Genomic DNA, 20,916 nt, shown 5'->3' on the forward strand with positions numbered 1-20,916 from the left:
GACGTTGCTAGAGAATCGGGAAATAGGCACCTCCGCCGGGAGTTGCCTCGCCACTGAGCGGACAGGACAGCGTGAACCTCGACACCCCGCAGAGCCCAGGCCCCGAGCTGCCGCCCCCGCCGCCTCCGCCACCGGCCTCACCCACGCGGGTGGGCAGGTCCTCGCGAGGCCGTGGCGTGGAAGCCCTGCTCTCCGCCGTGCGCGCCCGGCAGCGCCGGTACCTGTGGCTCCAGGGAACCGCCCTGGGTTTCGTGGCGGCCTGCCTCCTGTGGGTGGGTGGCGGCCTGCTGGGACTCGTGGCCCCGCGCATCGGCGGCTCGATGCTCGGGCTGGCCTTGCCGGTGGGCGCCGCGGTGGCGTGTGGCTTCGGCCTGTGGCTCGCGCGGCGACAGGTGGGCGACGATTTGCTCACCGCGCGCCTGGTGGGCCAGCGCCGGCCGGAGCTGTCGCTGGACGTGCTGGCGGCGGTGGAGCTGCGGCGCGAGCAGGACGGGCAGGCCAACGGCTCGCCGGAACTGGCGGACGCCTTCCTCTCTCAGATGGACACGCGGGTGCGTACCGTGGACGCGCGCTCCGTCGTCGACGGCCGCCCCGCGCAGCGCAGCGCCCTGGCCGCATGCGGCGTGCTGCTGGCGCTCGCGCTGGTGCTAGGGCTGTTCGGTGAGAAGTGGGGCGCGGGCGTGAAGCGCATCCTGGAGGTGGCTCGCACTCCGGTGGCCCAGGCCCAGGTCGAGCCCATCACCGGCGATATCGAACTGACGTACCGCTACCCCGCGTACACCGGCCTGTCCCAGCGCACCGTGCCCGGCACCGACGGCGCCGTCAGCGCTCCGGCCGGCACCGAGGTCGTCCTCAAGACGCGCTCGGACCGCCCCGTGGAGCGCGCGGAGCTGGTCATCAACGACGAGACGGTGCCGCTCCAGGTCACCGGCAACCGCGACCTGGAAGGCACCTTCATCGCGAAGAAGACCGGCCACTACCGCTTCGTCTTCTACGCGCGGCGCGAGAAGCCGCTCGCGGTGGGCCCCGACATCCCGCTCACCGTGGAAGCGGACAAGGCGCCCCAGGTGACGCTGATGACGCCCGCCGCGGAGCTGGAAGTCGACCCCGGCCAGAAGGTGACGCTCAAGTACGAGGCCACCGATGACTACGGCTTGTCCGGTCTGTCGCTCGTCTTCCGCACGCCGGGCGCGCAGAAGGACACGCGCGTGCCGCTGCGCCGCGAGGACGGACGGCGCAGCCGCGACACGTACACGTGGGATTTGGGCTCGCTCAAGGTGGACCCTGGCGACCGGATTACGTACTTCGTGGAGGCGCAGGACAACGACGCGGTGGAGGGCCCCAAGAAGGGCGTCAGCCGCACCCAGGTGCTGCGCATCTACTCCGCCGCCGAGCACCACCGCGCCGCGCTGGAGAAGGCCGAGCAGCTCTGGGGCCGCATGGTGGACCACCTGGCGGACCGGCTGGAGGGTCCGGACCGGGACAAGCAGAAGGACGCCCAGGCCATCGCCTCCGCCGCGTCCGTGGACACCAGCGGCCAGCAGCTCATCACCGACATGCGCACGCTGGCGCAGACGCTGTCGCGCGAGCGCGACGTGCCCACCGAGCTGGTCTCCGCGCTCGCCAACATCTCCGAGTCCCTGGGCAGCCACATCAACGGCACCGCGGACTTCCGCCGCCTCTACCTGCGCACCCAGCGCGCGCGGGGCGAGGACTGGGGCACCGGCAACCGCCTGTCCGGCGTGGTGACGGAGGAAATCGCCGAGCTGGAGAAGGACATCCTCTACCTGGAGGCCCTGCTGGACCGCCAGAAGCTGGAGGCGCTCCAGGAGATGGGTAAGCAGCTGGCCGGCGAGCGCCGCGAGCTGTCGCGCCTGATTGAGCAGTTCAAGGCCAACCCGGACGAGTCCGCGCGCCAGGCGGTGATGGAGCAGATTCAGCAGCTCAAGGCGCGCATCCAGGAGCTGATGCAGCGCATGGCGGAGATGCGCAAGGGCATCCGCGACGAGCACCTCAACGCCGAGGCCCTGTCCGAGATGATGAAGGACCAGGACATGCAGAGCGCCCTGGACGACGTGGAGAAGCTGATGCGCGAGGGCAAGACGGACGAGGCGCTCGCGAAGCTCCAGGAACTGGGCATGCAGATGGACGAGATGCTCAAGGGCCTGGACGAAGCCAACGAGGAGTTCGGCGGCGAGCAGTACCCGGAGCTCGCGGAGAAGTTCGGCAAGTTCATGGAGGACTTGAAGGGCACCGTGGACGAGCAGCAGCGCGTGGCCGAGCAGACGCGCCAGCTGCGAGACCAGGCCCGCGCGCAGAACAAGGAGCGCCTCTCCGAGCGCGGTGAGTCCATCAAGAGCGACCTGATGCGCAAGGTGCAGCAGGCCCAGCAGAGCTACGACAAGCTCAACCCCGAGCACCTCAACAGCCGCGCCGCGCGCCCCCTGGAAGAAGCCCAGTCGGAGCTGCGCAACGTGGAGAACGCGCTGAAGGTGAACGACTTCGACCTGGCCGCGGAGGCCGCCGCGCGCGCCGAGGACGCGGCCCGGCAGCTCGCGGGCATGGGCGAGCAGCAGAAGCAGCTCGACGAGATGTTCGGCAACCCGCCCGAGGTGCGGCAGCAGTCCTCGGAGCTGGCCCAGCGCCTGGACCGCGACGCGCGCAACGTGCAGGACGTGAACAAGCAGCTCCAGTCGCTCTTCCCTCCTCCCGGCTCACAGCTCTCGCAGCAGGAGAAGCAGCAGCTCCAGCAGCTCTCCCAGCAGCAGCAGCAGTTGGAGCAGCGCGCGCAGGACCTGCGTCAGCAGATGGAGGAGATGGAGCAGACGGCGCCGCTGTTCGGCGAGGAGGCCTCGCAGCAGATGGAGGGCGTGGGCCAGCGCATGGGTGAAGCCGCGCAGCGGATGCAGGGCAAGGACCCGGGCCGGGGCTACGGCGAGCAGCAGGCCGCGCTGGAGGGCCTGCGCCAGTTCCAGCAGCAGATGCAGCAGGGCCAGAAGGGCCGCAAGGGCGGGCTGCCCTTGCCCGGTGGCATGAGCGGGCGCAAGCAGGGCAACTCCGGAAGAGACCCGAAGGACCAGGTGGAGCTGCCCGACGAGGACGCATTCCAGGCCCCCAAGGAGTTCCGCAAGGATTTGCTGGACGCGATGAAGCAGGGCGCGCCGGAGAAGTACCGCGAGCAGGTGAAGCGCTACTACGAGGAGCTGGTGAAGTGAGAGACCGCCGGATGAATCGCTGGGTGGCCCTCGCGCTGGCCCTGGGACTGGGCGTGGCAACGCCCGCCGTCGCGCAGCAGGAGTCCTCCCTCAAGGACGAGGTGAAGACGCGCCTGGGCCAGGTGGAGCAGGGCCTGGACGACTGGGACGTGCCCGGCGCCAGGCGCGAGCTGGCCGCGGTGGAGCAGCTCATCCCCTCCGACGTGGAGCCCTTGAAGTACTACCAGGGCCGCGTGGCCTTCGAGGAGGGCCGCTACGACGACGCAGTGGGGCTGCTCGAAGGCGCCAACATCGAGGACAAGCCGGGCAGCTACCTGCGGCTGGCCAAGGACACTCGCGACATCGTCAAGAGCCACGAGCGCGCGGAGAGCGAGCACTTCATCTTCTTCTACCCGAAGGGCAAGGAAGCGGTGCTGGTGCCCTACGCGCTGGAGACGCTGGAGGCCATCCACCGGGCCATGGCGGAGGACCTGGGCTGGACGCCGCCGGGCGGGAAGATTCGCGTCGAGGTGGTGAACAACGCGCGCGAGCTGTCCAAGGTGAGCACGCTCACCGAGAAGCAGATTCGCACCACCGGCACCATCGCCATCTGCAAGTTCAACAAGCTGATGGTGACCAGCCCCAAGGCCGTGGCGCAGGGCTACGACTGGCAGGACACGCTGGCGCACGAGTACATCCACCTCGTCGTCAGTCAGATGAGCCGCAACACGGTGCCCATCTGGCTGCACGAGGGCATGGCCAAGTTCCTGGAGTCGCGCTGGCGCGGCAAGGCGGGCCTGGCGATGACGCCGTCCACGCAGGCGCTCCTGGGCAAGCGCGTGAAGGCGGACACGCTCATCCCGTTCGAGAAGATGCACCCGTCCATCGCGCTGTTGCCCACCGCGGAGGACGCGGCCACCGCCTTCGCCGAGGTGTTCTACGCCATCGACTACGTGCACCAGACGAAGGGCTCGGCGGGGCTGCGCGCCGTGGTGCGCGAGTTGAAGGCCGGGCAGACGGACAGGAAAGCAGTGGAGGCTGCCACGGGCATGCCCTTCGCCCTGTTCGAGAAGACGTGGCTGGCGCACATCAAGAAGCAGCCCTTCCCCTCGGAGCTGGTGCCGCGCGACGACCGCGTGGTGCTGAAGGAGGACGCCAAGAACAAGGGGAAGGAGGACGGCGAGAAGAAGGGCCGTGAAATCTCCTTCGGCGACTTCAACGAGGTGGCGGAGGTGCCCGCGCGCAAGTTCGCGCACCTGGGTGAGCTGTTGCGCGAGCGCAACCGCGTGAAGGCGGCCGCCGAGGAGTACGCCAAGGCGCACAAGCTGGTGGGCGACAAGTACGAGTCCGTCTCCAACAAGTACGCGCTGGCGCTCCTGGAGCTCAAGCGCCTGGACGAGGCGGAGTCCGTGCTGCGCGGCAGCCTGCGCGTGCACCCGGGTTCGCCCGCCACCAACGTGCACCTGGGCCGCATCCTCCTGCACCGCAAGGACTACCCGAAGTCGAAGACGGCCTACCTGGAGGCGCTCGCGTCGGACCCGTTCGACCCCGAAATCCACGTGGCGCTGACGCGCATCCACGGCGCGCTCGGTGAGACGGCGCTGGCGACTCGCGCGAAGACGGCGACGGCGGTGCTCACCGGCCTGGAGCCCGCGGAGGTCGACAAGCTGGCCCAGCAGTTCCTGCGCGAAGAGGGCGAGCTGTCGGAGACCAACGTCCCCGCCACGGGAGGCGCTCCAGCCAAATCCGCCACGCCGGCGACACCCGCCTCGGGGCCGACGGACGCGGGGCGCTGAGGCCCGACAGCAAGCCGCCAGCCGAGGCCCTGCCCGCCACTGAAGCCTGACGCCCTCCGTGCCCAGGTTCAGCCGGGGAGGCGTCGTCATGGACATCCGGCCGCTCGTCTCGCTGTCCGCCCGGCTGATGGAAGGCGCGGGTGTCAGTGCCATGGTGCTGGGCGCCCTGCTCGCGCTCGCCGCGCTGTTGTTCCGACGCCAGGAGCTGTCAGCCGGTGAGGCCTACCGCCGCTTCCGACTGAACCTGGGCCGCGCCATCCTGCTCGGCCTCGAGTTCCTCGTCGCCGCGGACATCCTGCGCACCGTGAGCAACGAGCCCACCCTGCGTGACGTCCTGGTGCTGGGCCTCATCGTCCTGGTCCGGACCTTCCTCAGCTTCACCCTGACAGTGGAGCTGGAGGGCCGCTGGCCGTGGCAGCCCGAGCGCGAGCACCGTGCGTCCTCTCCGCCGCGCCCGCCTCCACCGCCGGTGCGTCCGGCCCGGGTGGTTCGCACACGGCCCACGGGACAAGCCGCTCGACATTGAGCGTGAAGGGCTATTTCCCGAAGCGGACCGGGTGCGCTAGGACACCGCCCCATGTCCATCCGAAACATCGCAGTGACGACCCTCCTGGCGCTCAGCGCGGTGCTCACCGGCTGCTCCAGCAACGCCGACACCATCTGTGACCATCGCAAGGAGTGCTTCGACTCCAAACTCGACACGGGGAAGTGCGCGGACACCATCAACGACTGGGTGGATGACCGCGACTCCGAGGACCGCAAGGACGCCGTGGCGGAGTGTGCCGACTGCGCCGCCGACAAGAGCTGCTCCGAGTACCTGGAGCACTGCATCGACGAGTGTTTCGTCGTTCCCTGAAGAGAAGCCGCCGGGGCCCGCTCGCGTGACGCGGGCCCCGGGGTGTTGTTCAGCTCGCTAGTTGCGCGTCCACTGGTCCAGCCAGGCCAGGACCTCGTCGTGCCACTGGATGCTGTTGGCGGGGCGCAGGACCCAGTGGTTCTCCTCCGGGAAGTACAGCAGCTTGGAGGGGATGCCCTTGCGCTGGAGCGCGGTGAAGGTGCCCAGGCCCTGCGTCTCCACGACGCGGAAGTCCTGGCCGCCGTGCACCACCATCATCGGCGTCTTCCACTTCGCCACGTGGTTGATGGGGCTGTGCTTGCCGTAGCCGTCCGGGTTCTCCCACGGCGTGCCCTTGTGCTCCCACTCCGGGAACCACAGCTCCTCGGTGTCGAAGTAGCCCATGCGCTCGTCGAGGATGCCGTCGTGGTTCACGAGGCACTTGAAGCCGTCCGGCCAGTTGCCGGCAATCCAGTTGATCATGTACCCGCCGTAGCTCGCGCCCAGCGCGCACTTCTTCTCCTTGGAGATGAAGGGGTAGCGCTGCAGCGCGGCGGCCAGGCCCTTCTGCAAATCCTCCAGCGGCTTGCCGCCCCAGTCGTCGGTGATGGAGTCGGTGAAGGCCTGCCCGTAGCCGGTGGAGCCGTGGAAGTCGACCATGACGGCCACGTAGCCTCGGCCCGCGTAGACCTGCGGGTTCCACCGGTAATGGAAGTGATTGCCGAAGGAGCCCTGCGGTCCGCCGTGGATGAGGAAGGCCAGCGGGTACTGGCGCTTCGGGTCGAAGTCCACCGGCTTCACCACGTAGGCGCGCACCGTCTCGCTGTTCCAGCCGGGGAACTCGAACTGCTCGAAGCCGCCGAAGCGGATGCGCGCGAGCGCCTCCTGGTTCACCTGGGTGATTTGCTTGGAGGTGCCGTCCGTGTTGAGGACGTGCAGGTCCGCGGGCGAGTCCAGGTCGTCATGCACGTAGACCAGCGTGCCGCCAGCGGCGGGCTGGGGCGAGTCGTCCGTGCCGTCCTTGGTGAGCTGGCGCGCCTGACCGCTGGCGACGTCGAGCGCGAACAGGGGCACCTGACCGATGTGGCCCGCGGCCGTGTACAGCGTCTTGCTGTCCGGGCTCCACGCGAGCGAGCCGGCGGAGCGGTCCCAGTCCTCGGCGAGCACTCGCTCCTGGCCACCCGGCCACGTGCGCAGGATGACGCGGTAGCGGTCCGCCTCGAAGCCCGGACGGGCCATGGCGAGGTACGCGAGCGTCTTGCCGTCGGGGCTGAAGACGGGGCTGGTGTCCGTCGCGCGGTTCTTGTCGGTGAGCTTGCGCGGCCTGGCCTTGCCGTCGACCGGAGCCACGAAGAGGTCCATGTCCGTGGACCAGGACTCGGTGCGGCCCACGTCGCGCGCGGTGAAGACGACGCTCTTGCCGTCGGGGGTGAAGGTGTACTCCTCCGGGCCTCCGAAGGGCTTGGAGGGGCTGTCCGCGTCCATGCCCTTCATCACGTCCACGGGCGTGCCGCCGGCCACGGGGACGACGAACACGTGTGAGCGCTTGCCGTCCTTCCACGAGTCCCAGTGACGGGCGAAGAGCTTGTCGTAGGTGCGGCCGGTGGCCTTGCGCTTGGAGCGCTCCGTCTCGCGCTGGGTGTTGCACTCCAGGCCGGAGGCGCAGTCGGGGAACACGTCCATGGAGACGGCGAGGCGCGTGCCGTCGGGGGACAGGCGGAAGGAGCCCACGTCCAGGGGGAGCTTCGTCACCGGGAGGGGCTCGCCGCCGTCGACGGGCAGGCGCCACACCTGCGAGGAGCCGCCGCGCGAGGAGAGGAAGAAGAGGCTCTTGCCGTCCGGGGCCCAGGTGGGGTCGGAGTCCGAGTCGGGGTGGGAGGTGAGCTGACGCGAGCCGCTCCCGTCCAGGTTGACGAGCCACAAGTCATTGCGGCCCTTGTTGGCTTCCAGGTCGGTGGTGCGCAGGACGTAGGCGACCTGTCTTCCGTCCGGCGAGACGCGCGGGTTGCTCAGCCGGCGCATCGAAATCATGTCGTGGTGGGTGAACGGTTGGGGCCGGGCGGGCGCCGGAGAGGCGGCGATGGCCAGGGCCGCGACAAGCGACAGCGACAAGGTGTCCTCCTGGGGTGGACCCAGGCGCTGGCCTCCAGGCGAGCGCTCGGGTTGGGGGCATTCGGGGGTGGACCGTGCCCGCTCCTCTGGACGCTGTCCACCGTCGTGGAAGCACGGAAGCCATGACGTGACGCGCCACTCCGGTTAGTGAGAGGGGCATGAGCGAGCCCGTCACTGTCCGCGTCTGGTCCGACTTCGTCTGTCCCTGGTGTTACGTCGGCCTGCAGGAAGTCAAAAAGCTGAGCCGGGAGTACGACATCCAGGTGGACTGGCGTCCGTTCTTCCTGCGTCCGGAGACACCGCCGGAGGGGCTGCCCCTGCCCGCGCACATCCGCGAGAAGATGAAGGACCCCAACAACCCGTTGAAGGTGCGCGCGGCACAGGAGGGTCTGACGATGGTGGACCGGGACGTCATCCCGTCCACGCGGCGGGCGCACCAGGCGACCGAGTACGCGCGAACCCAGGGCAAGCTGGAGCCGTACCACGCGGCCCTGCTGCGACGTTACTGGAGCGAGGGACAGGACCTCTGGGCGTGGGAGACGCTGCGCGGCGCGGCGACGGAGGTGGGCCTGGAGCCGGACGCGCTCCAGCAGGCCGTGGAGGGCGGACACTTCGAGAAGGTGGTGGACGACGCGGTGGGGGAGGCGCGGGAGATGGGCGTCAGCGCGGTGCCGACGTTCGTGGTGGGAGACCGCTTCGGCATCCAGGGCGCGCAGGACATCGCCGTGTTCCGTCAGGCGATGGAGCGGCTGGGCGCGAAGCCTCGCTCGGCGACCTGAGCGCGCGAAAGCTCACGCGGCTGTCATCACGCTGAAGGTCGGCCGCGCGTGGAGCCGCGTGCGGCGACCTCGGCGCGGCTCAGAGCCCCTGGAGGAGCACCAACATCCGGGGCAGTGATTCCGGCCCCGCGCCGCCCGAGAGTCCCTGGGCGAGCGCGTGCAGCTCGGAAGACTGTTCGAGGTGCTTCGCGCTGAGCTGGAAGCACTCCACCGCCGCCGCGTCGAGCAGGGCGCGAGCCTCCTCCGTGGGCTGGAGGTCTTCGCGCTCGCACAGCGCCACCACCGTTGGATGGCCGAACAGCGCCCAGCGCAGCACCGCCGCGCGCAGCGCCAGCTTGAAGACGTAGTCGAGCACCGACGGCGCATCGGTGAACGGATGGCGCAGCCAGTGGTTCATCGCGTGGTGCCGGAAGTACTGCTCCACGCGCTCGCCCAGCACCGGCTCCAGCCGAGCCCTGCGCTCCCCATAGCGAGCCCAGACCTCCTCAGGCAAGGCCTGCGGGCCGCCGTAGGACGCCAACACCGCGCGAGCCCATCCCGCGAACCGCTCACTCCCGACCGCGCCCAGACGTGCCCGTAACACCGTGCCGCAGATGCCCGCCCACGGACCTCCAGGCAGTGACACTCCGGAGACCGCCACATGCAGCGCGGCCAGCGTCTCCGGCACCTCGAACGTGGCGAGCGTCCGGGTCAGAAACTCCTCCGCACCCTCCTCCCGGAACACCTCGGTGCCCCGGAAGTAGAAGGACCCCAGTCGCCGCGCCAGCTCACCCAACATGAACAGCCGCGAGGCGAACGGAAACTCGCGCCGCTCCAGGATGCCAAGCGCCACATCACGCACCCGCGCGGCGTGCACCATCCACGCATCCTCGCCCTCCAGCGCACGCGCAACCTCCGGCCGCGCCACGAGCGAGGTGTCCACCGCCACCTGCTCCAGCGCATCCTCCGCGAGCAGGCACAGGCGCACCACCTCCGGACAACCGAACGAGCCCGTCACCTCCAGCCGCCCTGCCCTGCGCGTGGCGACGCGCGGAAACATCGCGCACGCATCCGGCAACGCGACCTCTCCATACTTCCGATGCAGCGAGCACAGCTTGCGCTCGTCGAGGAAGGAGCAGTTCCCATCCTCGCGTTTGGTGACATACGCGGCCTCGGCTCCCGTGCCGCTGCCCGCGTCTTTCACCACGAGTTCCTCCACTCGCGCCGCATCGGGGCCACCAGCCACCAGGCCACGAAGGATGCTCCAGCGCGACTCACTCACCGGCACGACGAGCCCCGCGCAGCAGGTGTCCTCGCACGCCTCCGCGAGGCACTGGAAGCGCGTCAGGTACCGAGGCGCTGAGACAACCGACATGGAGCCCCCGAGGTCACGCGTCGTCCGAGCCACCGTGGAGCGTGGTGGGTTTCCCCTTCGGAGTCGAGCCGGCGGAGAAGGCCTGCCGGTCCAGCTCCGCGAACAGTCGCACCACACAGGGGTCGCAGATGGCGGCGCCAGCGCTGCCCTGTTGCAGTCGGCCCGCTTGAGGCTCGGCGGTGCCACAGAAGGAGCAGCGCCGCCGGGGAGGAGTGTGCTGGCTCACGACGTACCGTCCTTTCGTCCCTCGGCGTGCCCGCTACTTGCGGCCCAGCGCTTTCTTCACGAAGCCCCAGAAACCACCCGCGCGCTCCTTCAGGTCCGCGCCACGGCGCTCCTCGGCGGCCTTCACCGACTCCTTGCTCACCTGGAGCTGCTTCTGGAGTTCCTCCGGTGAGTAGCGCGTGGCCAGCGTGGCCTTCACTTCCTTGCGCGTGGAGTACTCGCGCGCCTCGACGTGCAGCACGCACTCCGAATCGAGCTTGATGGTGACGGCGACGCGCACCGAGCCCTTCGGTCCTCGAGGCAGTCCCTCGATGCGCACCGTGCCCAGGTACTCGTTGGCGGAGATGTGGTTGTCCTCGCCCTGGAAGATGGACAGCTCCAGCGACTCCTCGTTGTCCTTCGTCGTGTTGAGGGCGAAGGAGCGCTGGGCGGGCAGCGGGCTGTTGCGCTCGATGACGCGCTTGAAGGCACCACCGGGCATGGCCACGCCCACCGTCATCGGCAGCACGTCGATGAGCACCACGCTGCTCACCTTGTCCACCGAGCCCGAGTAGAGCGCCGCGCCCAGCGCGACGGCCTCGTCCGCGTTGACGCTCGCCTGCGGGCCCTTGCCGAACAGGCCCTTGAGCTTCTCGCGCACCAGGGGCATGCGGCTCATGCCGCCCACGAGGATGATGTCGTCCACCTCGCTGGCCTTCAGCTTCGCGTCCAGCAGCACGTCACGCACCACGTCCACGGTGCGGCTGAGCAGCGGGTCGCAAATCTTCTCCAGCTCCTGCCGGGTCATCACGACGCGCAAGTCCCTGGGGCGCCCGTCGTTGTCCATCATCAGCATCGGGATGTGGACCTCGAAGGTGGCGCGCTCGGAGAGGGCCATCTTCGCGCGCTCGGCGGCGTCGCTGACGCGCGACAGGGCGATGCCGTCGCCGTTGAACGCCATGCCCTCCTTCTCCTGGAAGCGCTGGAGGAGGAAGTCGACGATGAGGTTGTCGAAGTCGATACCGCCCAGGAAGATGTCTCCGCCGGTGCCGAGCACCTCGAAGACGTTCTTCTCGATTTTGAGGATGGTGGCGTCGAAGGTACCGCCGCCCAGGTCGTAGACGAGGACTTTCTTGTTCAGCTCGCGGTTGAGGCCGTATGCGAGCGCCGCGGAGGTGGGCTCGTTGAGGATGCGCTCCACCTTGAGGCCCGCGAGGATGCCGGACTTGCGCACGGCCTCGCGCTGCGGCTCGGAGTAGTACGCGGGCACCGTCACCACCGCGCGCTCCACCTTCTGGTTGAGGTGGGCCTCCGCCATCTCCTTGCACTCGCGGAGGATGATGGCCTGCACCTCTTCGAGCGACAGCACGCTGTCCGCCAGTCGCACGGCGGCGCGGCCGGCGGCGTCGGGGACGATTTCGTAGTGGAAGCGCTCGCGGACCTGGTTCACCACGGCGCTGTCGTAGGGACGCCCCACCAGTCGCTTCGCGCCGTAGATGGTGTGCTGCGGGCGCAACACGAGCTGGTTCTTCGCGCGGTGGCTGACGAGCAGCTTGTTCTGCGCGTTGAGCGAGATGACCGACGGAATCGTGTTGTAGCCCTCGCGCGAGCGAAGGACCGTGGGACGCCCGTTGGACAGCAGCGCCACGCACGAGTTCGTGGTGCCCAGGTCGATGCCGATGACAGGGCCCGTGCCCACGATTTGCGCGGGCGGCGGCGGAAGAAAGACTGTCTTCGGCAGGCCCCGCTCATCGAGCGGAGGCGCGGCGAGCGGCGTCGCGGGCTTCGCGGCCGTCGGAGAGAGCAGCGTGGGAGTGCCCACTGGCTCGGGAGGCTTGGGGGCCTCGCGGCGCACGTTGGGCAGCGCCTGCGCCGGAGGAGGCGGTGCCACGGGAGCCGGAGGAGGCTGGAACGCGGGCGGCGCGGGTGGAGGCTGGAACGCGGCGGGCGGCGGTGGCGGCCGGGCCGACGGCGGCGGCGCGGGCATCCGCGGCGCGGCGACTCCCGGAGAGGGGCCCCCGCTCATCTCCGACAGGTCCAGGTCGAACTCGAAGCTGCCACCCGCCGGTCGAGTCGCGGACGGAGGAGGCGGCGGCGAGGTCCGCGTCGGAGGCGGCGCCGAAGGAGGCATCTCCTCCACGGCCTCGCTGAAATCCAGGTCGAACTCGAGGCTCCCACCGCTCGGCTTGGAGGCGGCGGGCGGGGGCGCGGCCGGGCGCGGAGGCGCGACAGGGCGCGGCGGTGGCGCGGGAGGAACCTCCTCCACGGCCTCGCTGAAGTCCAAATCGAACTCGAAGGCGCCCCCGCTCGGCTTGGCGGCGGGAGGCGGCGGCGCGGCGGGACGCGCGGGCGCGGTGACGGGGCGTACCGAAGGCGCGGAAGGTGTCTCCTCCACGGCCTCACTGAAGTCCAAATCGAATTCGAAGGCGCCACCGCTCGGCTTGGCGGCAGCGGCGGGAGGAGGAGGCGGCGCGGCGGGGCGCGCGGGAGCGGTGACGGGACGCACGGGGGGCGCGGGAGGGGGCTCCTCCATCGCCTCGCTGAGGTCCAGGTCGAACTCCAGCGGTCCACTGGCGCGCGGCGGCGCCACGCGTGGAGCGGGAGGAGGAGGCGCCAGTGCCTCCTCGGACATATCCATGTCGAACTCGAGCGGCCCGCTGGAGCCCGCGGACGAGTCATCTTCCACCGTGATGCCGACCTCGATGGGAGGTGCTTCGTCGAGGCTCACGGGTTCATCGAGCACCTCGCCGAGCGCCAGCGGCGCGTCCGCGAGTCCGGTCTCCAGGTCGAAGTCGAACCCGGGCAGCGGCTCGTCACCGGGGAGCGAGACAGGCGGCGGCGTGCTCGCGATGAGCTCGTCGAGCGGGATGTCCACGTCGCTCTCCGCCGAAGCGGGGGGCGGCGAGAAGTCGAAGGACTCATCCGCCAGGGACGGCGGCGAGAAGTCGAAGGGCTCATCGAGCGTGGGAGACGGCGGCGCCTCGATGTCGTCGAAGAGCGAGTCGAGCGCCATGCCCTCCACCGGGCGCGGCGCGGGCTTCGCGGCGGGCGGCGGTGCGGGCCGGGCCTGCACGGGCGGCACGGCGGGCATCAGCGGCGCGATGGCGGGAGCCAGCGGCGCGACGGAAGGGGCGATGGCGGGCAGCGGCGAGACGACGGCGGCGGGGGCCTCCGGCTTGCGCTGGAGGAGCATCATGTCGACGAGGGCGCGGCTGGCCGGATCCAACTCATGGAACTGGAGGCCCATGCCCGGGGGACCCGCGGGGTCTCCCACTTCGCGGACCCAGCGGACATCGGCGGTGCCGTGAAGCACGCGCACGCCGCCGGCGATCTGCACCTCGAATTTGACGGGTGTCCCCACGGGCTGGGGCGTGCGCGAGCGGATGAACATCCCGCCCGGGCTCAGGTTGGTGGCGAACTCCTCCGCGAAGCTCCCCACGCTCTCATGCTTGAGCTTCACCAACAGACCGACTGCCTTCCGGTCCGTGGTGCGCCTGCCTTGATCCATAACGCACCACCATCGCGGTACACAGCGCGCGGCTCAAGAGGGTTTTGGGCCCTTGGTCGGTCGACCGGCGAATGGGGGACGGCAGGTGGGCCTGCGGCCTACCTGCACCTTCCTGTATCTTCTGGAGTCTCCGAGGAGAGCCTCATGAGCACCCTGCCTCTCACCGCCTCCGAGGCGCCACGTCCTGGCTGGCTGGTCGACCGTCGCCACGACCTGATTTCCACGGTGGGCGGCGCCTGCGCGAGCCTCGCTCTTGTCGGGCTTCACGTCTGGGGAGGCGTGAGCAGCCTGGCGTTGTGGTGGGCGTGGGTGTTGGTGCTGGACGGGCCGCACCTGTTCGCGACGGTGTCTCGCACGTACCTGGACGCGAGGGAGTGGAGGACGCGGCGAGGGCTCCTGTTGGGGAGCCTGGGGTGGTTCGCGTTGGGGCCGCTGTGCTTCGCGGTGTCGGCGGTGCTGGGCAGCAAGCTTCCCTTCGTGTTGTTCCTCACCTTCGCCGCGCTGTGGGCGTACTGGCACGTGGTGAGGCAGCACTACGGGCTGATGTCGCTGTACCAGCGCAAGGGTGGCGAGTCGTCGCCAGGGGACAGGAGGCTCGACAGCGTGACGTTGTACGTGGGGTTGCTCGCGCCCTTCGTCGCGTTCGCGGTGACGCATCCGGGGGCGCGCAAGCAACTGGGGCTGACGGGGACGCCGACGTGGGAACCCGTCGTCGCGGCGGCGTGCTTCGCGCTGGTGCTCGCGGTGGTGGTGCTGAGCGCGGGGCGGCAGGTGTGGCGGCGAAGGGCGGGCCAGCGGGTGAACGGGCCCAAGCTGTTGATGATGGGCGCGGCGGTGGGACTGTCGGCGGTGGTGTTCTGGCCGTCGGTGTCGGCGCGGATGGACTTCATCATGTTCGCCGTGGCGGTGACGGCGTTCCACAACGTGCAGTACCACGGCGTCGTCTGGTTCTATCACCGCAATCGCTATCACTCGCAGGGCGTGGACGCGGCGGCGTTCGGCTGGGCGCCGAAGGTGAGTCAGCGCTTCGTCATCTACGCGGTGTGCGGCGTGGTCTTCACGCTGGTGTACCGGGGTGTGGGGTGTGGCTTCGGCGCGCATCCGGGCTGTGGCGGGTTCGACGCGAAGCTCGCATTGGGTGCGGGCCTGACGTTGAAAGACTTCATGGCGGGCTTCATCTGGGGCTTCGCGCTGCACCACTACTACCTGGACCAGAAAATCTGGCGGGTGAGTCGGGACAAGGGACTGCACCAGGATTTGAAGCTGGGGACAACGACGGCGGCAGGCTGACAGCGTTGGAGCGGTATCCGCCCCAGTCCATGAGCAATTCCTGACGCGGCCCGCACCCACTCCCCGCACCCGGCGAATCCAGCCTGGGCGTCTGTCTTTTCAGTGCTCCACGCTGGCTTGTCCTGGAGGGCTGGAGGATTGTAATCCCATGTCACGTGCCTAGTTTCCCGCCTCCCCGGGCGCGTTGACGCGCCAATCCCCACCTCCGAGGAGGCCCCATGATTCAACGTAACCCGCTCTCCATCCTGGCGATGCTCTCACTGTTCGCTTGTCTCTACTCCAGTGAGAGCTTCGCGCAGAACGCTCGGACCGGGACGGCGAGTGACGGCAACTACATCACCGTCCCCTCCGGCACGGTGAACGACTGGGTCATCCACGTGTCCCCGCAGAGCATGGGATTCGAGGAGCCCGGCTCCGAGGGCGACAACGCACTCCTCAAGATTGAGTGCTACGTGGTGCAGATCAACCAGTACACGTGGCAGGTCGTCGCCCGGTACAAGTACCGCCCGTGGAGCAACCGGGACGGCACCTGGTACGGCGGCTCGGCGAACTACCTCCTGGTCCACAAGTAGGCCGCCACCTCTTCACCCACCCCACGGGGTGGAGGAATGTGCGGGAAGCCCCCGCCGCCGAGCACGCCTCGGGCGGCGGAGGGCCAGCAGCCGACGTGGGCCTTGCGGCATCAGTCGGGCGAGAAGGTCACCTCAGCCACCCTGCCCTCTTCGAAGCGCACGACTCCCCAGTCAGAGTCGCCCCATCCCTCGTTCGTGTGCCGGTAGACCACGCTGTCCTTGAGCGCCAAGTCACGCCCCTGTCGCTGGCCGGGGACGCCTTCCCGTTCGCCCCCCCTCCTCCGACCGCGGCGCTTCTGCCCTCACGTAGGGATTCGCTGGCCACCCCGTTCCCGTGAGGTAACGGCCCATCACGGCATCGACCTCACCGCGCGTCATGCCCATCCGAAGCGAATAGAAGTCTCGCAGGAAGGGCTTGCGGGAACTCCATTCGGCGAGGCGGATGCCCACCACTCCACCGACGAACGCACCGCAGAGCCCCGCGCGAATCAGCCATGGAGCCGACCTTGAGCCGAAGGCCCCGAATCCCAATCCCAGGCAGAGGATGACGGCATTCCAGGCCGGGAGAGCCGACACTCCCGCCTCGGAGTCGCAGAACGCGAAGAAGCCCAGAAGGACTCCCAGCAGCACGCAGGTGAGAAGCAGCGACAGGTAGCGCCTCGGCATGGGCCTCCCAGTTTACCCACCCTGCCCGACTTCGACTATCCTGCCCCGACGCCTGAATAACGCTTCGACACCTCGACAGACATCGGCCGTATCCGCACAGCAAGCGCTCCACGAGCCCGGATTTCCCCCGGGCTCTCTCGTCGAGGAGATGCACATGACGCGCCTGGGTGTGTTCGCGACCTGTCTGTCCATGTTGGCATTGGGATGCGGTGAAGCCCCCGAGGAAGCGTCCACCGACCCGCTTCCCGGCGAAGAAGGCAGCAACCAGGTCATCCAGACGAGCGTCCTCGCACGCCAGGATGGAACGTTCGAGGTGCGCGAGCGGCACGTCACGCGGCAGGAGCAACAGGCCCAGGCGGATGCTCGGACGGCCCACATCCAGCGGCTCGCGGAGAATGGCGGCCGAAACGTGGAGCAGGCCCTGGATGCGCTCCAGCAGGTCGACTGCTCGAATAGCCAGGCCTTGTGGCTCTACAGCGCCGCCAATCGCACCGGCAACCAGCTCTGCCTCATCAAGCCCATCGCCTACGACATGGCCTGGCTGGACTTGGGGCTCGTCTATTACCCCCTGTTGAGCAACTGGGGCGGACGCGTGCGGAGCCTCTGGGCAGGGGAGGACCCGGGCTCGCTGCAGTACTGCACCGCCACCTCCTGCTCCATCCTCTTCTACGTGAACTTCAGCGACTACCAGGTCATCAATAGCTTCGCGAGTTCCCAGTGGATCGTGAACTGGGCCTATCTGCACGACCCCTGATTCACACGTCGGAGGAAGGGGCCGACCTGTTCCGCCGGCCCCTTCGCTTCGTCAGCGCACCCAGTTCACATTGCTGATGGTGAACTTCGTCCCATCCTGCTTCTCCACGTTGGTGTACGGCAGGTACACCCGCGAGGAGAACGTGTTCGCCGCGGTATCAATCTCGATGAGCCGCGTCGGGTTCGACGACGCGTCGTGGTACGTGGTCAGCATCTGGTAGATTTTGTTCCCCTGCGTACCCGTGACTTCGCTGTACGCCGCCGAGCCCACGTGCCCGGAGAAGATGAACCGCACGTTGGCGTACGGCTTCAACGCGGTGTCGAACACGAACTGCGGGCTGTTGTTTCCATACCCGCCATTGCCCTGCTCGATGCCGCCCCCGCTCGTCTGGTGCGAGTGCGTCAGCACGATGACGTTGTGACGCGGGTGCTGCTCCACGACACTCTTCACCCAGTTGACCGCGTTCGTGCGCGCCCAGAGTTCCACGTTGATGACCAGCCAGTTCAGCCCGCCCGCCGTGAAGGTGTGATAGGCATTGTCGCACTTGCCCGCCTCGAACACGCCCGCCAGCGCGCGGAACCTCGTCGTCGGGAAGTACGTGTTGAACGTGGTGGTGTTGCGCAGGTTCGCATTCACATTGCCAGGGCACGCGCTGCCACCGGGGCACGTCGCCGCGGTGTCATGGTTGCCAATGGCGATGGCATAGGGAATCTGCGCGGCGTCCAGCTTCTGGAACGCGTTGCTCGCGCGGACGTACTGGATGTGGTCCGCCGTGTCCCAGTTCGCCATGTCGCCCGTGTGGCCCACGAAGCGGATGTCGAGCGCGTCCTTGTTGTCCGCCAGCCACTGCATCCGGTGGTCAATCAGCGTGGACTGCGAGACGAGCTCGTTCTGCGTGTCCGGGATGATGACCAGCGTGAACTTCGTGTCCACCGGCGGCGCCGTCGTGGGGGCCGCGTGGAACTTGATGCCCTCGTCCACCCACCCCGCCGCGCTCAGCGCCGAGCGCTCCGCCGTCGTCGTCGCGAAGCGGTGCTTGCGGAGCGTATCATTCGCATAGCGGTAGACGGGCACCAGGCACGGCTCCGCCGTCGTCGACGCGAAGAAGCCCGTCCCCTCATCCGTGGTGAATCCGCCCTGCGTCACGAGTTGCTGCCGCTCCGCCGCGTCGATGGTCCAGAAGTGCTCCTGCCGGCTCGGGCTGTACATCCGATACACCGGGGACAGCCCCGTGCCCGTGGAGGTCGAGACCCGGAAGGCCACGCCCCGGTCATCGGTGTAGCCGTAGGTCGTCGCGGCGTTGGCCGCCTCGTTCGCGTTGTGTGTGTAGAGGCTGTCGCCGTTGCTCGCCCGGATGCGGTGATACACGGGCGCGCTCAGGGCGGCGCAGTCCAGCGCGGCCTTGCTGGAAGCTGTCTCGGATACCTCATCGGGCGATGTACCGCCGCCACAGGCTGACAGCACGCCCAGCAGCGACAGGGATGCAACGACTCTCAAGGGACTCATGGTGTCTCTTTCCAGGATGGGATGAAAACAGGGCTCGTCGGCTTCGACTCAGCTTTTACCGCGAAATACCGAATTCCAGCCTGAGCTATCACTTGAGCTCCATCCCAGGAACTCCACGTGTCCGACTGCGAGCAACACACCACACCGTCACGACGGAACAGCGAGCAATGTCTCTCGAATTTTACACAAACATCCGAGCAACCCCGAGCGTGCGCAGGGCACTCGGGGTCCGCTTCAGAAAGGGGCCTCGCAAGGATGGGAGGATGCGAGGACCGTGCTGGTACAACCCGCGCCCTGAGCGTCGCGACTCATCGCGGCGGCGACAGACGGACAATCCATCCGCAGCACCGTGCACCCGCCCCAGTAGTCGAGGCTGTAGTCGAAGAACTGCGTGACGGAGCAACCTTCCCGGGTACTCAGCACGAAGACATCTCGAAAGACGGGAGTGCCCTCCATGCTCAGGTGCTTGTCGGAGAGGTGCGTCGGCCGACAGCCGTCTTCCTCCTGCAGATAAAGGCAGGCGCGATCAGCGCACGGGGTCAACCCAGGAGGAAGCCCCGCTCGGAACTGCTCCACCACCGCGATACCCAGCCTGGGCTCGGGCGCGACCTGGGGGGCACGAGAACAACCCCAGCCCAGGGCGATGAAAAGGCACAGCGACCGGAAGAAGGCCTGCATCCAGCAACGATAACATCGGGCCAGCGCCCGCCTCGGTGGGCCCCTCCATTTGATGAGGAGGCGCGGGTGTACGCTCGCCGCCAGCACATCCCTGCTCCGTGCGAGCCGACCGCCCGGCTCACTCCGGCGTCACCACCCGCAGGAATGCATCCTGGTTCCACGTGTCCCCGGCGCCATCACGCTGCCATCCAGCAACAGCCAGTCCGCGCCCGGGCACCACCGCCAGCCCCGTCACGGCGAGCGAGCACTGTCCGCTCACGCAGCCCTCCACTGGCAGCTTCCGCTCGCCCTGCTGCGTCCCATCCGCCGCGTAGCGCGTGAGCGCATCACCACACGCCACCGTCACCGCGCCCGCGTCATCCACCGCCGCCGCGACGCCTTCCTGTGCCTGCTCGCCGCACTCTGGCTGCTTCAGCCAGCGCACCTCGCCCTCCGCGCCCACGCCGAGCACGAAAGGCCCCTGCGTCCCCAGCGACGTGCCGCCCCACACGAGCAGGCCCGCGAAGTCGCCCGCCAACGTCACCGTGCCATCCGGTCCCACCGCCACCGACGACACGCGTCCCTTCGCGCCAGGCAGTTCGCGCCCCCACACCAGCTTCCCCGCCTCGTCGAACGCGAGCACCACGAAGCCGCGCCGGCCCTTCGCGCCGAACGACTCGCCATCCACCTCCAGCGTGTCGGAGAGCTGCCCCGCCAGCACCGTCCGACCCGACGGCGCCAGCGCCACCGCGTGCAGCGCCGTGCCCTCGCCCGTGCCGGTGAAGCGCCGCGTCCAGCGCACCGAGCCGTCCGCCGCGTAGTGAGTCAGCACCGGGTCCTGCACCTCCCCCTCCCACTCCTCTCCCGCCACCACCACGCCTCCGGCCCGGTCCGCCGCCACCGCGTGCGCCTTCTGCCCCACGCGCTGCTGCCACGTCGCGCGCCCGTCCGCGTTGAAGCGCACCACGAAGCCGTCCTGCGTCGCCCCCAGCCCGAAGTTCGCCGGGTAGAGGAACGCATTGCCGGTGAGGAACACCGCGCCGTCCGCGCCCGGCGACGCCGCCACGCGCAGGTCCGACAGCCGCTCCCGGGGGAAATCCTGCACCCAGCGAGACGTCCCCTCCGGCCCATACCGCGCCAATTCCACCGCCAGCAGCTCCCCCTCCACCGGCTCGCGGTCCGAGTCCTGCCGGGGTGTCTGGGACACCACCATCACCACATCCCCGCCGAGGCCCACGGCGACATCGGTGGGCGTGTCGTCCTGAGGGCCCCCCACCCGCGTCTGCCAGAGGGTGCCCTGGGGCAGCGCCCCTTCGGACGGCGAGGTCGACTCCGTGGGAGGCGCTCCCGGCCCGGAGGGCGACACCTCGCCAGGGCCCGGTGGGGCGGTCTCCTCGGAGGGCTCGGGAGCGCCCTGCTCCGAGCCACACGCCAGCCCGGCCCCCCAGAGGAGGGCCACGGGCCCCAGCACCCGCCAGCCGTGGAACCAACGCCCCGCTCGCCTTGACCGCATGCGACCTCCCCGGAGCCCTCCTCCGTCCGTTGGAGGCCGGCCCTCCGGAGACGGTAAGCAGCGTGTCCGCGAGAGGGCATTCCCCCTGCCCCTCGGGGGGCTGGCCCTGCTCGGGGGGCGTGCAGGCGCGAGGGCTCGGGGCCCCTGGAGGGCCTCGTCCAGAGTGTGTGACAGCG

15 protein-coding genes are annotated in these 20,916 nt (G+C 69.0%); 8 read left to right on the forward strand and 7 right to left on the reverse strand.

Going from position 1 to position 20,916, the window contains the following annotated elements; translation table 11 throughout:
- Positions 1-71: 71 nt before the first annotated feature.
- The 4 genes from G4D83_RS07470 to G4D83_RS07485 all read left to right on the forward strand — a co-directional run bounded on the left by G4D83_RS07470 (position 72) and on the right by G4D83_RS07485 (position 5,846).
- Positions 72-3,215, forward strand: a complete 3,144-nt coding sequence (locus tag G4D83_RS07470) for a DUF4175 family protein (RefSeq protein WP_163863987.1) — start codon at positions 72-74, stop codon at positions 3,213-3,215.
- A gap of 11 nt (positions 3,216-3,226) precedes the next feature.
- Complete coding sequence (locus G4D83_RS07475) at positions 3,227-4,990, forward strand: peptidase MA family metallohydrolase (RefSeq protein ID WP_163863988.1); 1,764 nt, start codon at positions 3,227-3,229, stop codon at positions 4,988-4,990.
- Positions 4,991-5,078: 88 nt separating this feature from the next.
- Positions 5,079-5,516 (forward strand): DUF1622 domain-containing protein, encoded by a 438-nt coding sequence (locus tag G4D83_RS07480; RefSeq protein WP_163863989.1) that lies wholly within the window; start codon positions 5,079-5,081, stop codon positions 5,514-5,516.
- A 51-nt stretch (positions 5,517-5,567) separates the two neighbouring features.
- A complete protein-coding gene (locus G4D83_RS07485) occupies positions 5,568-5,846 on the forward strand; it encodes a hypothetical protein (protein ID WP_163863990.1) in 279 nt (92 codons plus the stop codon).
- A 57-nt stretch (positions 5,847-5,903) separates the two neighbouring features.
- On the opposite strand, the gene G4D83_RS07490 is transcribed toward G4D83_RS07485, so the two are convergent.
- Positions 5,904-7,937 (reverse strand): S9 family peptidase, encoded by a 2,034-nt coding sequence (locus G4D83_RS07490; RefSeq protein WP_163863991.1) that lies wholly within the window; start codon positions 7,935-7,937, stop codon positions 5,904-5,906.
- A 158-nt stretch (positions 7,938-8,095) separates the two neighbouring features.
- Here G4D83_RS07490 and G4D83_RS07495 point away from each other — a divergent pair, with 158 nt between their 5' ends.
- On the forward strand, positions 8,096-8,716 hold the full coding sequence (locus G4D83_RS07495) for a DsbA family oxidoreductase (protein WP_163863992.1): 621 nt from the start codon (positions 8,096-8,098) through the stop codon (positions 8,714-8,716).
- Positions 8,717-8,795: 79 nt separating this feature from the next.
- Here the strand turns inward: G4D83_RS07495 and fliB are convergent, their stop codons facing one another.
- From fliB to G4D83_RS07510, 3 genes are read right to left on the reverse strand one after another with little or no spacing between them, the layout of a single operon-like run.
- Positions 8,796-10,070: a flagellin lysine-N-methylase gene (fliB, locus tag G4D83_RS07500; RefSeq protein WP_163863993.1), complete on the reverse strand. Its 1,275-nt coding sequence runs from the start codon at positions 10,068-10,070 to the stop codon at positions 8,796-8,798.
- A 13-nt stretch (positions 10,071-10,083) separates the two neighbouring features.
- Positions 10,084-10,296 (reverse strand): ClpX C4-type zinc finger protein, encoded by a 213-nt coding sequence (locus G4D83_RS07505; RefSeq protein WP_163863994.1) that lies wholly within the window; start codon positions 10,294-10,296, stop codon positions 10,084-10,086.
- 33 nt (positions 10,297-10,329) lie between these two features.
- The gene (locus G4D83_RS07510; RefSeq protein WP_163863995.1) at positions 10,330-13,782 is read right to left on the reverse strand and encodes a TIGR02266 family protein; all 3,453 of its coding nucleotides are present in this window, start codon (positions 13,780-13,782) and stop codon (positions 10,330-10,332) included.
- Between the two features lie 144 nt (positions 13,783-13,926).
- On the opposite strand from G4D83_RS07510, the gene G4D83_RS07515 reads away from it, so the two are divergent.
- The 3 genes from G4D83_RS07515 (at position 13,927) to G4D83_RS07525 (ending at position 17,064) form a co-directional block, all read left to right on the forward strand.
- On the forward strand, positions 13,927-15,072 hold the full coding sequence (locus tag G4D83_RS07515) for a hypothetical protein (protein ID WP_163863996.1): 1,146 nt from the start codon (positions 13,927-13,929) through the stop codon (positions 15,070-15,072).
- Between the two features lie 218 nt (positions 15,073-15,290).
- A complete protein-coding gene (locus tag G4D83_RS07520) occupies positions 15,291-15,644 on the forward strand; it encodes a hypothetical protein (protein ID WP_163863997.1) in 354 nt (117 codons plus the stop codon).
- Between the two features lie 820 nt (positions 15,645-16,464).
- Positions 16,465-17,064, forward strand: coding sequence for a hypothetical protein (locus G4D83_RS07525; RefSeq protein WP_163863998.1), 600 nt, complete (start codon positions 16,465-16,467; stop codon positions 17,062-17,064).
- Positions 17,065-17,115: 51 nt separating this feature from the next.
- Here G4D83_RS07525 and G4D83_RS07530 read toward each other — a convergent pair whose 3' ends face one another.
- The 3 genes from G4D83_RS07530 to G4D83_RS07540 all read right to left on the reverse strand — a co-directional run bounded on the left by G4D83_RS07530 (position 17,116) and on the right by G4D83_RS07540 (position 20,740).
- On the reverse strand, positions 17,116-18,570 hold the full coding sequence (locus G4D83_RS07530; RefSeq protein ID WP_163863999.1) for a metallophosphoesterase: 1,455 nt from the start codon (positions 18,568-18,570) through the stop codon (positions 17,116-17,118).
- Between the two features lie 234 nt (positions 18,571-18,804).
- Positions 18,805-19,248, reverse strand: a complete 444-nt coding sequence (locus G4D83_RS07535) for a hypothetical protein (RefSeq protein WP_163864000.1) — start codon at positions 19,246-19,248, stop codon at positions 18,805-18,807.
- Positions 19,249-19,366: 118 nt separating this feature from the next.
- Entirely contained in the window at positions 19,367-20,740 is a 1,374-nt protein-coding gene (locus G4D83_RS07540) for a PQQ-binding-like beta-propeller repeat protein (protein WP_163864001.1), read from the reverse strand.
- Positions 20,741-20,916 lie beyond the last annotated feature (176 nt).

The sequence above is a fragment of the Myxococcus eversor genome (assembly GCF_010894455.1).
GTDB classification, from domain to species: domain Bacteria; phylum Myxococcota; class Myxococcia; order Myxococcales; family Myxococcaceae; genus Myxococcus; species Myxococcus eversor.